Here is a 13,265-nt window from a genome sequence, read left to right as displayed (position 1 = left end):
ACCGCTGTCATTTGATTACCGAGGGCAGGAGGGCGGCGATTTTGCGACGAAGCGTTTGCGGGGCCGACACCGTCGGCCGACCACCCTAAAGGGCTGCGATCAATCGGCTCCGGCCCGTACGACACAACGGAAACCGATGTGGCTGGTGGAGGAATCGATCGCCTGTGGATGGCGCGCCGCCGGACGATAGCGTTGGCAATAATTAGGCGCGCACAGGTGGGAGCCGCCCTTGAGCACCTTGCGTCCCATGGCCGTGGTGGGGGCTGCGGGGTCGACGCTGTCACGCTGCCGTGCGCCGCGTGGGTTCGCGATAGTGCAGCAACTGCCCTTTGTCTTCCTCTCGACCTTGGGGTGAGCATACCAGTCGCTGGTCCATTCCCAGACATTGCCGATCATGTCGACCAAGCCATAGCCATTGGGCGGATAGATGCCGACCGGCGATGTCCGCTCCCAGCCGTCCGTCAGCAGGTTGGCGAAGGGAAAGGCGCCCTGCCAGGTGTTGGCCAGCATCGCGCCGCCGGGGGCCAGCTCGTCCCCCCAGGCATAGTCCGCGCCGTCCAGCCCGCCACGCGCGGCAAATTCCCATTCCGCTTCCGTCGGCAGGCGCTTGCCCACCCAGCGGGCATAGGCGGCGGCATCCTCATAGGCGACATGGACGACCGGATGGTCCCATATCTCTTCTAGGCCGCTGTCCGGTCCGAGCGGATGCGCCCAGTCGGCGCCCAGCCGGAAATCCCACCATTGCGACGGATCGGTCAGGTCGACCGGCCCCGCCGTCTGCTGGAACAGCAGCGACCCTGCATGGGCCATTTCTGGCAACAGGCCGGGGTAATCTGCCGGGTCGGGGGCGATCTCCGCCAGGGTGCGATGCCCGGTCGCCGCGACAAAGGTGGCGAATTGCCGGTTGGTGACGGGGGAGACATCCATCCAGAACGCATCGACCCGTACCCGCCGAACCGGTGCTTCCTCGGCGTAGAAGCGGTCCGACCCCATGGAGAACATGCCCCCCGGCACAGAGACCATGCCGTCGAGCAATCCGTTCCTACCCGCCGTCATTGCGTCATTCTCCCGGCCCTTGTTCTGTCCTTTTGCCCGATGGAGGAGCGGGACCCCTCTGACAAGCGCAAGCATGTACGAACGAAAGATGAGGCAGGGTTGATAAAATTCACAAAATGAACTATAAAGACTTATCAAGTGTCGCGATGCCATTGTCTGTCAAAGACATGGCGCGACGACTCGCTTGCCCCCGATCCATCGCGGGGCGTCATGCAGAAAGGTATGGTCGAGGGTGTTCGAGGGATTGATGAGTGGCGAGCATATGCTCAGGCTCTGGCTCATACTGTTCGTCGCGATCGGCATCGTGGCTGGCGTGGTCAGCGGCTATTTCAAGGCGCGCAAGATCCAGCCCAAGGGCTTCAAATGGAAAATCTTGCGTAACGAGGCGATTATTGCGGTCGTCACGCTGACCGTTTCGGGCACCATGATCGGCGCCGCCACCAAATGGCTGTGGGCGCATGGCGTCATCAGCAGCATCGCGACACCGGCGGCATGGTGGCAGATCGGTCTGGAATATGTCCTCTATTTCTTCCTGTTCGACACCTATTTCTATTGGCTGCACCGCTGGATGCACAAGGAGCCGGTGTATAGCTGGGTGCATAAGCTGCACCACAAGTCCACGTCGCCCAACGTCCTGACGACGCTGTCGGTGAATCCGCTGGAATCGGTCATCAATGGCGGTTTCGTGCCATTGTTCCTGAGCGTTTTCACCATCCATGATGCGACGATGGCACTGATCCTGCCGACCAACATCATCATGGGCGTGTACGTTCATTCCGGCTATGAGTTCATGCCGCGCTGGTGGAACAAGAGCTGGGCGACGAAGTGGTTCATCACCGCGACTTTCCATGACCAGCATCATCGCTATTTCACCGGCAATTTCGGTGGCTACACGACGATCTGGGACCGGCTGTGCGGTACGATGCGGCCCAAGTTCGAAAGCGATTTCGACAAGGTCAAGCAGCGTTCGGCGGCAAAGGCGGTGGTCATCGATCCCGTGCCGGTCAGCGACACTGTTTCCTGATCGGGCAAGGAGGGGAGGGCCGAGTGCTCTCCCCCTGTCAGTCTGGCCGGACTGGGGCACTCAGTTGCCCTCGGCAAAATCCCTGAGCATCCGGGCGGTCGCCATCACCTGCTCTGCGCTATAGCCGGACAGCCGCTGCTCCAGCAAAGACGTCAGGTCTCGCGACAGGCGCTCGCGCAACGCCTGACCGGTCGGGGTAAGCGACAATTCGATACGGCGCCCGTCCTGGGCGCTTTTTTCGTAGAGGATCAGATTGGCGGCCTGAAGCTGCGCCAGTTCTGCGGTGACGAGGCTGCGCCCGATGGAGAAGGCGCGGGCCAGTTCATGCGGGGAAATGGGGCGGCGTCCGATCAGGCCCACCATCCACGGGCCGCGCGGACCAATCTCGTACTCGCGCGAGAGGATGCGGGTCACATGGCCAAACCGATCCCGCGCCGCGGCAAGGGCGCCGAAGAAAAACCCTGCCTCTTCCGTGCTGTAAAGCAGCTCGTCCCGCTTGTCCTCGGTGAAGGCCCCACGAGAGGGCATAGGCATCATCCCTGAATAACTGACCTTGCCGCGCCGACGGCAACCGGCCTCTGGCACGCCGATGCGGGCGGTGGCGTGGCGCATCCATGGCGCTATCAGATTCGATCCGTTCAGGCGAGGCAGAAGCGCGGTGTCAGCGCGCGTGGGGAGAGAGGCGGAAAGGGCATCATGATCCCACTGCCTCGGTTTCGCCAGACGGTTGCTGGCGCTTCGATCTGGCTATGCGTCTGCGGACGCGATGGTCGTTCGTGACTGGTATAGTTGCTCCAGCACCATGGCGGCGGCCCCGCGCGAATAATTTTGCTCGTCGAGGTGCCGGAATGTCACCCGTGCCAGATTGCGCAGCGGTTCGAGAGTGTTGTGGTGCAGGGCATCGAAGAAATCGTCGGAGATGAGGTCGACCAGTTCCGGCTCGCTCGACAACACGATGATGCGTTCCGGGTCCTGCATGTTGATATGGTTGGCGATGGCGATGCCCAGATATTTACCGCAGCGGTGGAAGATGTCCTGCAGGCTGTTATGCCCCGCCTTCGTCAGGGCGATGACGTCCGGCAGCAGACTTCGCATACCCATATGGCCGGGCACCGCCTGTCCCGTCAGGTCGCAATATTGCGTGACCAGGGCGCTCAGCGAGCTATAGGTCTGGAGGCAGCCGAAGCCGCCGCAATGGCACTGCCTGCCGTCTTCGGGGACGATCTTGGTGTGGCCCAGTTCCGCCTCGATCCCATGGCTGCCCACGACAAGTTGCCCATTCTGGTAGCGCGCCCCGCCCAGACCGAGTTCGATCAGGATCAGCGTGAAATCATCGACGGGTGGACTTGCGCCGAACCAATGCTCGGCCCGCGCCAGCAGGTTCATATTATTGTCGATCCTGACCGGGATGCCGAGCAGGGCCTGCAGCGTCGCCGCGAAATCATACCGGCCGCCGGAGAAGGTCGCCATATATTCCACGACGCCGGTCCGGTTGTCGACCATGGCGGGCAGGCCGATGCCGACTTGCGCGATGGCATGGATGTCCAACGGGCTGGCCGCGATGACCTCCGCCAGAACCGTGGCGAATTGCGCGGCGAGGACGGCCAGGCTCCGGGTGTCGGTCAGGGGCCGGGTCTGGGAAAAAATAGCTCGCCCGGTCAGGTCGAGTATCTCCACCAGAAAATCGCCGGTGGAGGGGAGGGTCGCGGCGGCGACATAGGCGCCCGCAGGATTGAGGCGCAGATTGACCCTTGGCCGCCCCCGGTTGGGAGAGGGCACTTTTTCCTCCAGCACCAGGCCGCGCGCCGCCAGATCGCGAACGATGGGGGTGATCGCCCCGCCGGTCAGCCCCGACAACTGCGCCAGCTCCGTCCGGGAGACAGGCTCTGCCGCACGCAGATTCTTGAGGACCGTCAGGCGATGATACTCGGAATCCGATAGGCGCATGCGCCTTATTCCCAGACTTTCCGGACACCGGCAAGCGGCAATCCATTCTATAATTTTAGTACCTAAATTTATTTTGACAGCCCGGATTTCGGAATGTACGCAGACAAAATACCAAAAAATGGAGGGGACTGATGGCATCCAATATTCGTATTTCCGCGCGTGCTTTTGCCTGGGGGGCGGCTGCACTGGCATTGTGCCCGGCGAGCGTTTTCGCACAGGGCACGGCGGAGCAATCCACCAACGATAGCGTTTCGGATCGCGAAATCGTCGTAACGGGCACGCTGCTGCGCGGTAGTGCGCCGGTCGGTTCGCCGATCATCAATCTGGGCGAGCAGAAGCTGAAGGAGACCGGCTCCGTCACGTCGAACGACCTGCTGGCGACCATTCCGCAGGTCACGAACTTCTTCAACAACGTGCCGAGCGCGACATTGTCGCGGGCCGTGAACCAGTTGCAGATCGCGCGTCCCGAATTGCGCAACTTGCTGTCGCCTTCCGCCGCCAGTTCGGCGACTCTGGTGCTGGTCGATGGCCATCGGGTCGCTGGCATCGGCGTTAACCAGTCGTCCATCGATCCCGACCTGATCCCCACCGGCGCCATTGAGCGCGTGGAAGTGGTGACGGACGGCGGATCGGCCACTTATGGCGCGGATGCCGTGGGCGGCGTCATCAACTTCATCACCCGCAAGCGGTTCGATGGTGTGAAGGTCGACGGGCGTTATGGTTTTGCGGATGACTATTACACGGTCGACGCCAATCTGACGGCGGGCAAGGATTGGGGATCGGGTTCGCTCTATGCGTCCTACACTTTCTCCAAGAACGACATGATCTTCGGTCGCGACCGCAATTTCATCAATGGCCGGGACTATGCCACGGCGAACCCGACGCTGAAGGGCCGTCAGTGCAGCGCGCCCAATGTCACGATCGGTGGCGTCAATTATGGCTATCCCAGCAGCACCTCCGGATCGATCAACTATTGCGATCCCACCGATAACAAGTCCGTCATTCCGGCGGCAGAGCGGCATGGCGTCATCGTTGGCCTGTATCAGGAACTCAGCGACAAGGTGACGATCAACGTTCGCGGTTTCTACAGCGACCGCAAGACGCGCGGCACGGACGAACTGGTCGGCAATTTCACGGTCACGACCGCCAACCCCTATATGTTCGTGCCCGCCAACACGGTCCGGCCCGCGTCGGAGACGGTCAACCTGAGCTTTGCGCCGTTGCTGGGCGTGGATAGCGCGCCCTTTGGTACGGACGCGCAGGAATGGGGCGTCAACAGCGAGCTGAAGGTCGCGCTCGACGATAATTGGCAGGTGCGCACGTTGCTCAACTACAGCCGCAGCAACAGCACCTATTTCCTGAACGGTATCGACACCACCGCGCTGAACGCGGCGGGGGCGGACTCCAATCCGGCCACGGCGATCAACCCGTTCAACCTGGCGCAGACCAATCCCGCGACCATCGCGGCCATCCGCAACCGCGCCATTCAGGGACAGGCGCGGGACGAGGTGCTGAACGCACGCGCCATCGTGGACGGCAGTCTGTTCTCGCTGCCGGGCGGCGATGTGAAGGTCGCGGTCGGTTACGAGTTCATCCGCGACAATTTCCAGCAGCGGTTCACGTCCGGCGCGCCGATTGGCGCGCTGGCGAGCATGCCCTATTCCAAATATGGCCGCTCGCTGAACGCGGTGTTCGGCGAGGTGCAGGTGCCGGTGTTCGGTGCAGGCAACGCCATGCCGGGCATCCAGTCGCTGATCCTGTCCGCGTCCGGTCGCTATGATTATTACAGCGACTTTGGCGGCACCTTCAATCCCAAGCTGGGCCTGACCTACAAGCCCGTGTCCTGGATCTCCCTGCGCGGCAACTGGGGCACGTCCTTCAACGCACCCTCGCCGCTGGACCAGTTGGGATCTCAGCGTAACTCGATCGGTGGTTTCCCGTTCCTGCCGTTCATTCGTCCAGGCGACAATATCGGTTTCTTTGGCGGTTACACCATTGGCCTTCAGGGATCGAATCCAGGCCTGAAGCCGCAGACTGCGGACACATGGTCCATCGGCGCGGACATCAGCCCGCCCTTCATCCCCGGTCTGCGCGCCAGCCTCACTTACTATAATGTGAAGTTCAAGGATCTGCTCAGCACGCCGACGCCGGATGCGGGCATTTTCGCCAACTTTCCGGGCAATGCAACGACGGCTCTGGGTGGCTTGTCCGCCGATGTGGTGCGCGCCTTTGCAGCGCAGGATCCCGGCGGCCTTGCCGTCGTGAACCCGCTGATCGCGTCGAACCAGCTCATCTATGCGCTGATCGACTTCCGTGTGGGCAATTACGGCATCCTCAACACCAGCGGCCTCGATTTCGATGTCAATTACCGGCATGAAACGGGCTTTGGTGCTATTGATGGCGGTGTCGCGGGGAACTATCAGCTGACCCGCAAGACGCAGACATCGCCGGGTGCGCCGGTCCGGGATCAGCTGGTCGCCATCACGTCGACCCAGCAGAATGCCACGCCGCGCCTCCAGTTGCAGGCGAATATCGGGGCCACGGTCGGCAACCTGCGCGCGCAGGCCACGCTGAACCATAGCAGTGGTTTTGCCGTCGCCCGCATCGCCGGCATCCGCCCGCAAGACCGGGTGGGCGCGTATGACACGGTGAACCTGTTCTTCAAATATGATGTGCCGGGGTCGAGCAAGCTGCTCCAGGATCTCAGCTTTACCCTGAACGTGAACAATGTGTTCGACACGGACCCGCCGGTCTATCTGTCCACGCCGGACAGCGGTTACGCCAACGGCTTTACGTTGGGCCGACTGGTCATGGTCGGCGTGTCCAAGAAGTTCTGATACCGCCCGGTATCAGTATAAAGGCCCGGCCGGTTCACCCTCCCACCGGCCGGGCCTTCCTTATTCGAAGCGAGTATCACCATGCCTGATGTAAAGCCGACCGCCCGTGCTGCCCGTTTCCTGTCCCCGTCACTGGTGCTGGCGCTGGCCGGGACGCTGCTGGCGTCTGCCAGTCACTCGGCGGGTCCGGTGGAGAACAAGGCGTCGACGTCCGACACGGCTTCCCCGGCAGTCGATCCGCTGTTCGCCCAACCCTATATCGACAAGGACGAGTGGCGCGATGCGCCCGTCCGGCACCGCTATGTGCATGGTGGCTTCAAGGGCACGGAGACCCGGTTTTCCTTCTACTTCCCGGAGAAGGCCCAATATCAGGGGCGTTTCTTCCAGCATTTCACGCCTGCGCCCGATAACGAAAATCTCGCCCAGCGCGGATTGAAGGGGGAAGAGGACAAGCTCGGCTTTGCCCTGTCCAGCGGCGGCTACTTCGTGGAGACCAACGGCGGCGGTTCCGCCGTGGCAGGCTTCGGGTCCAAGGATCCCACCGTGGGCGCCTATCGCGCCAATGCGGCGGCGGCCCGCTATTCGCGTGTCGTCGCGCTCCAGATGTATGGCGGCAAGCGCCCCTATGGCTATGCCTATGGCGGCAGCGGCGGTGCCTATCGCACGGTTGGTTCGTTCGAGAATACGCGTGGCGTCTGGGACGGGGTGGTGCCCTATGTGCTGGGGTCCAGCATGGCGATCCCTAACAGTTTCAGTGTCCGCATGCATGCGATGCGCCTGCTCGACGGCAAGTTCCCGCAGATTCTCGACGCGGTGGAACCGGGCGGCAGCGGCAATCCCACGGCAGGGCTGAACGCCGAACAGGCATCGGCCTATCGCGAAGTGACCAGCATGGGCTTTCCGCCGCAAAGCTGGTTCGGCTGGAAGACGATGGGCATCCATGGCTTTGCGGCCCTCTATGGCGGGGTGGTGATGGCCGATCCCGGCTATTTCACCGATTTCTGGACCAAGCCGGGCTATTATGGCTTCGACCATCCCGAAAGTTTCGTCGGTGCGCGGCTCCAGCATAAGGCGACGGTGGCGGAGGCCTTGTCGCCTTCCGATGCCGTGCGCCTCAAGCTCCAGACCGGGGTGATCGCGGGCAAGGTCGCGGGCAATGTCGATGACAGTTTCGCTGCGGCGGACGGACGGCAGGTGAAGAATGTCGTCGGGGTGCGGCTGGGCACGACCCCGCCCAAGGTGGAGTTCCTGGGCGGCGACCTGATCGTCCTGTCGGGCGCGGCGAAGGGCGCGAAGCTGACCATCAGCCGGATCGTCGGCGATATTGCGGTGTTCGGCATCGTCGATCCCGCCGTGGCGGCCAAGCTGGCACCGGGCGATGAGGTGCAGGTCGACAACAGCAATTTCCTCGCCGCGCAAACCTATCACCGGCATCAGGTGCCGGGGCCGGAGTTCGCGGTCTGGAACCAGTTCCGGGGCAAGGACGGCAAGCCGCTCTATCCGCAGCGCCCCATGTTGCTCGGCCCGATATTTACGCAGGCGACGGCGGGTTCGGTGCCCAGCGGCAATTTCGAGGGCAAGATGATCCTGGTGGAATCGCTTTGGGACCGTGAAGCCTACCCCTGGTCGGCGGACTGGTATCGCGGACGGGTGCAGGCGAAGTTCGGCAAGGCGACCGACGATCATTTCCGGGTCTGGTTTGCGGACCATGCACTCCATGGTGATTCCACGAAGCAGGAGGATGCGACCCGCACGGTCAGCTATCTCGGCGTCCTCCATCAGGCGCTGCGCGATGTGGCGCTGTGGGTGGAGAAGGGGATCGCCCCCGCCGCCAGCACATCCTATCGTGTCGAGGACGGGCAGGTCATCGTCGCCCCGACGGCCCCCGCGCGCGGGGGCATCCAGCCGGTCGTAACGCTCAAGGCGAATGGCGGTGAACGCGCCGATGTGAAGGTGGGCGACGTGGTGCGCTTTACGGGCACGGTCGCCGTGCCGCCCGGCGCGGGGTCGGTGATCGCCGCCGAATGGGACTTTGACGGGGCAGGCGCTTTCCCGACCAGTTCCACGGTGGCCAAGGGTGCGAAGAGCGTCGCAGTGTCCACCACCTATCGCTTCACCAAACCCGGAACCTATTTCCCCGCGCTGCGCGGTATTTCGCAGCGGGACGGGGATCGCCGGACGCCCTATGCGCGTATCCAGAACCTTGGCCGGGTGCGCGTGGTGGTGCGGTAAGACGATGTACATGAGGGGCGGCATCCCTGCCGCCTGATTGGTCTCGACCGCTATGGCGGGCAACGGCGCATCGGCCGTTGCCCGCTTTTCTTATCGCGTTGTGGCGAGTGTGGCGGTTTCCGCCGCGCAGTCGCGGCCCGGTTTAGCGCCCGATGCCAATATCCTGTCGGCCTCCGCGCGGGCCGCCGCGACATCCTTCTGGAACGCCGGTTCGGCATGTAGCCGCGCCAGCGTGGCGGAGGCCATGATACGCCCTTCCTCGATATCGCTCAGCCAGTGGACGTTGCACAGGCGGCGGCTGTCGCCAAAGGCCTTGCCGCGTGCGACGAGCGCCGTGGCACGCGACGGCACGACCTCCGCCAGGATCAACCCCTCGCCATAGCCCAATGCGCTGTGCCCGGAGGGATAGGAGCCATCCCGGCGCAACAGCGGCTCCATGTCCGGTGTGCAACTGGGCTTGCCATTGACCATGAAGGGACGGGGGCGCTGATATTTGCGCTTGGCGGCGAAGGTGGAGATGGCGATGTCCGCCGCCGCCCGGCGTAGCAGGGCAGAGATGGCGGGCGTTGCCTGTGCGCCAAGGTCGAAACCGGCTGCGCAGGAAAAAGCCCCGATCGCATCGGGCGCCATCAGTTCCGCATCGGCCACGGCCAGTTTCCAGCGAGCGCTGCCCTGCTGCGCCACGGCCGCGGCGGCGGCTTCGTCATCGCGGGCTTGCGCCAGAGAAGCCGTGGCGGGTGGGGGAGGGAGGATCGTGGCGCTATCCGGCAGGGCGGCCTGCGGCAGATAGCCGCTCATCGCCATATGGCGGGACGGGGTGGTGGGGGTGATGCCAGGTGCGACCACAGATGTTGGCTGTGCCGCCTGCGATGAGCTTGCCGGTGGTGGGGCCGATGTCTGCACCTGCCCGTGCAGGGGCGCAAAGGGCAGCGTTGCCACCAGTGCGAGAGCCGTCAGTCGAGGGGTGTGGGTCATCTCTTCTCCTCCTGTTTGCCAAGGGACGGCGGATGACGCCGACGATCCCGATCGCCTGTGGTTCAGGCGTTTTTCTTCCATGGCAGGAAGGCCTTAGCGTGCCCAATGGGTTGCTGCATGCCTTTTCGGAGCAAGTGAGAGAGGTGTCTTGCCCTTGCCTATGCTCCTCGCAGTTTACAGGATCAGTGTTGCTCTGTGGGGGCAGGATTGTTGCCCCGTGAGGCTATCGCCGTAACAGCGTGGGCAACAGGTTCGCAAAGCGTCGGCGGAGCGAGAGGCGGACGGCATAGCCATGCCGATCGGTGGGCGAGGGTGTCGAAACCATGGGCGGGGGCGGCGCGGCATGGGAAAGCGGATCCGGCATCCAGGCTTCCTCCTCCGCGCGCTGATCGGCCTCCAGATGTCGTGCGAAATCCTGCGGCAGTGTGGCGGTGTAGCTGCGCGCCACGGCGCAGACATGCGCGGCATCGTGGCTGACATGCATCAGGCCGCCGCTCCACAGGCTGGGATCGTCGGAACCCTCGCCCAGATACGCCATGAAATAGCATTTGCTATAGCCGTTCCAGCCAAGTTTCACGACCATGTGCGGTGGCAGGCCCGTACGGGCGGGAAAGATATGTTCGCTCACCTCGCTTTACCGCCGTGCCTGCGGGAGGAGGGATGCGGGTCCGTGGTTGACCATGGAAGATCGCGCCCTTTGTCCGATAATATCCGTTGATCTGAAATGCGCCGTTCGACGGCTTTTGTTCTGCCCTGTCCACGTCATTGCGCCGTCGACTTCTCCTGCCCGCCGATGATGGTCGTGCGGATGACCCGGATGGCGTGATGCCCGACAGGCCGTCTCATATCGAGGCAGTTCCGGCGCGGAACTGCCTCGAATGGGTGCGATCCGAAGGGCAAGGGCGTCCCATGCCGGTACGCTTGCCATCCGAATGGCGGAAATGACGCATTCTCCTGCACATGGCCCCCGCGCCACGGCCTGTTGCACCATCCATCGCCTGTGCCCATGATAGGGCAGGAGTGCCGAACCGGCTTGTAAAAGTTTGTAAAATCGGACGGGTGACGATGACGGAAAGGGAAATACCACCTACGCGACAGGGAAGCGGCTAAGGTCAGGCAATGCATATCGCGGTAATCGACGACGACGAAGACATGCTGAAGTTCGTGGAGGATGTTCTGTCCCGCGACGGGCATCGCTGTCTCCTCTACAGAAATGGTCGCAGTTTTCTTGCCGCGCTGCAACGCGAGACGTTCGACTTGTTCATCGTCGACTGGACCATGCCTGAAATGAGCGGGATGGAGGTCATCCAGTGGGTGAAGACGCGGCTGCCGCAATGTCCCCCGGTCATGATGCTGACCAATCGTTCGCAGAATGAGGAGATTGCCGGCGCGCTGAACGCGGGCGCCGATGATTTCGTGGTAAAGCCGGAATCCGCCATCGTCCTGTCCGCGCGGGTCAACGCGCTGCTGCGTCGGCACGGCATGGGTGCGGGCGGAGACGAGGCGCCGATCCATTTCGGCGGCTACAGCTTCGACCGCCGCCGCGACGTGGTGACGCTGGCGGGGGAGGAGATACAGTTGACCTCCAAGGAGTTCGGGCTGGCCTTCCTGTTCTTCTCCAATCTCGACCGGCCGCTGTCCCGGCCTTATATCATGGAGACGGTGTGGCTGAGCGTCGCCAGCCTGTCGACACGGACGCTGGACATGCATGTCTCGCGTATTCGTGCCAAGCTGGCGCTGCGACCGGAAAACGGGTTTTCCCTGCGAACCATCTTCGGATATGGGTATCGCCTGGAACCCTATTATGACCAAGGCTGACGGATCATTCTGGACATATGGTCCGTCGTACGGTCGGTTGCTGGTCGGGCTGTCGCTGGCTGTTGCCGCGCCGGTCGCACGGGCGCAGCCTGTTGCCGTCCCACTTGCCAGACAGGTAGAGGTCGCCGCTGACGGCACCATCGACTATCAGGTGCGCAAGGGTGAGCATCTCTATGGTCTCGCCCGTCTTTATTTCACGCGGCAGGGCGATTTCGCCCTCGTGCAGCGGCTCAACCGCATCGCCGATCCCTATCGAATCCCGACCGGCACCCGATTGCGCATCCCTGTCCGTCTGCTGCGCGCCGAACCGCTGGACGCGAAGGTGCAGGCGTTTCGCGGACAGGTCGGCATCCGTGCGGGCGCGGGCAGTGCGGCAGGAACGCCGACGGTCGGCATGGCGGTGCGACCCGGCGCGATTATCGAGACGGGGCCGGATGGCTTTGTCGGCCTGACGCTGTCCAATGGGTCGCAACTTTCCATACCGACGCGCAGCCGTGTGCGCCTGCTCGCAATGCGGCGTATCCTGCTGACCGGCGGCGTCGATTTCGACATTGCCGTGGATGAGGGCAAGTTCGAGACGCAGGCGACTCCGCTCGTCCCCGGCAGCGGCCAGTTCCGGCTGCGCACGCCGCGCGCGGTCTCCGCCATTCGCGGCACGGTGCTGCGCGTGGGATATGGTGCGGACGCGGGCCAGTCGCTGACCGAGGTGCTGGATGGCAGCGTTGCCGTGCAGGGTGCGGGATCGGGCAAGCCTGCGCTGGTGCCCAAGGGGCAGGGCGCCGTGGTTGCCGCCAGCGGTGCGGTTCGGACGGAGGCGCTGCTGCCCGCGCCCGACCTGGCCGATCCGGCGCAGGTGCTGATCGATCCGGTGGCGGCTTTCACCGTGCGTCCGTTGCCGGGTGCGCGCGCCTATCATGTGCAGGTCGCGGCGGACGCGGGCTTTGGCGATGTTGTGGCGGAGGCGACGGCAGAAGGGACTGTGGTCGCGCTGCCCGCGCTGGGCAATGGTCGCTGGTTCGCGCGTGTTTCGGCCATCGCGGCCAGTGGGCTGGAGGGGGAATCGCAGGTCTATTCGATCCGCCGCGTGCTGACTGGCCTGAATGCAGCGGCTGAACAGGAGGCGGACCGGCTGAAGTTCAAATGGGCGGGCGCGGGGGAGGGACGGCGCGTCTATCATTTCCAGATGGCGCGGGGTGATGCAAAGGCGCGGCCGATGGTGGACGAGCCGGGCCTGACCGCGCAGGAGCTCACCCTCTCCGGCATGGCCGATGGCGTCTACGTCTGGCGAGTCGGTGTGCGCCAATATGCGGATGGCGAAATGGTGGAAAACTGGCTGCCCTTCCAGAAACTGACCGTGGCGGGGACAGGCCGCTGAT

The 13,265-nt window shown here is 63.5% G+C and carries 10 protein-coding genes; 5 read left to right on the top strand and 5 right to left on the bottom strand.

The genetic code is table 11. The features are described 5' to 3' along the window. Positions 1-99: 99 nt before the first annotated feature. On the bottom strand, positions 100-1,023 hold the full coding sequence (locus LWE61_RS11680; protein ID WP_234150394.1) for a formylglycine-generating enzyme family protein: 924 nt from the start codon (positions 1,021-1,023) through the stop codon (positions 100-102). A gap of 295 nt (positions 1,024-1,318) precedes the next feature. On the opposite strand from LWE61_RS11680, the gene LWE61_RS11675 reads away from it, so the two are divergent. After that, a complete protein-coding gene (locus LWE61_RS11675) occupies positions 1,319-2,080 on the top strand; it encodes a sterol desaturase family protein (protein WP_234150243.1) in 762 nt (253 codons plus the stop codon). A 60-nt stretch (positions 2,081-2,140) separates the two neighbouring features. Here LWE61_RS11675 and LWE61_RS11670 read toward each other — a convergent pair whose 3' ends face one another. Both LWE61_RS11670 and LWE61_RS11665 read right to left on the bottom strand, forming a co-directional pair. After that, positions 2,141-2,608, bottom strand: a complete 468-nt coding sequence (locus tag LWE61_RS11670) for a MarR family winged helix-turn-helix transcriptional regulator (RefSeq protein ID WP_234150242.1) — start codon at positions 2,606-2,608, stop codon at positions 2,141-2,143. 219 nt (positions 2,609-2,827) lie between these two features. Beyond that, a complete protein-coding gene (locus LWE61_RS11665) occupies positions 2,828-4,027 on the bottom strand; it encodes an ROK family transcriptional regulator (RefSeq protein WP_234150241.1) in 1,200 nt (399 codons plus the stop codon). Between the two features lie 131 nt (positions 4,028-4,158). On the opposite strand from LWE61_RS11665, the gene LWE61_RS20625 reads away from it, so the two are divergent. Both LWE61_RS20625 and LWE61_RS11645 read left to right on the top strand, forming a co-directional pair. Next, a complete protein-coding gene (locus tag LWE61_RS20625; protein WP_267961694.1) occupies positions 4,159-6,864 on the top strand; it encodes a TonB-dependent receptor plug domain-containing protein in 2,706 nt (901 codons plus the stop codon). Between the two features lie 81 nt (positions 6,865-6,945). Further along, a complete protein-coding gene (locus LWE61_RS11645; RefSeq protein ID WP_234150240.1) occupies positions 6,946-9,096 on the top strand; it encodes a hypothetical protein in 2,151 nt (716 codons plus the stop codon). 90 nt (positions 9,097-9,186) lie between these two features. Here the strand turns inward: LWE61_RS11645 and LWE61_RS11640 are convergent, their stop codons facing one another. Continuing rightward, complete coding sequence (locus LWE61_RS11640) at positions 9,187-10,071, bottom strand: acid phosphatase (RefSeq protein ID WP_234150239.1); 885 nt, start codon at positions 10,069-10,071, stop codon at positions 9,187-9,189. Between the two features lie 223 nt (positions 10,072-10,294). Next, positions 10,295-10,699 carry a hypothetical protein gene (locus tag LWE61_RS11635; RefSeq protein ID WP_234150238.1) on the bottom strand — a complete coding sequence of 135 codons (405 nt, stop codon included), beginning with the start codon at positions 10,697-10,699 and terminating at the stop codon, positions 10,295-10,297. A 491-nt stretch (positions 10,700-11,190) separates the two neighbouring features. Between LWE61_RS11635 and LWE61_RS11630 the strand changes: the two genes are divergently transcribed. Together LWE61_RS11630 and LWE61_RS11625 are read left to right on the top strand one after the other, a co-directional pair. Further along, entirely contained in the window at positions 11,191-11,889 is a 699-nt protein-coding gene (locus LWE61_RS11630; protein WP_234150237.1) for a response regulator transcription factor, read from the top strand. Continuing rightward, complete coding sequence (locus tag LWE61_RS11625) at positions 11,876-13,264, top strand: FecR domain-containing protein (RefSeq protein WP_234150236.1); 1,389 nt, start codon at positions 11,876-11,878, stop codon at positions 13,262-13,264. Before LWE61_RS11630 ends, LWE61_RS11625 begins: the two co-directional genes overlap by 14 nt. Position 13,265 lies beyond the last annotated feature (1 nt).

This window comes from Sphingobium sufflavum (assembly GCF_021403115.1).
Lineage (GTDB): Bacteria > Pseudomonadota > Alphaproteobacteria > Sphingomonadales > Sphingomonadaceae > Sphingobium > Sphingobium sufflavum.
Note: the sequence above shows the minus strand (reverse complement) of the source record. Positions and strands in the feature narration are given on the sequence as shown.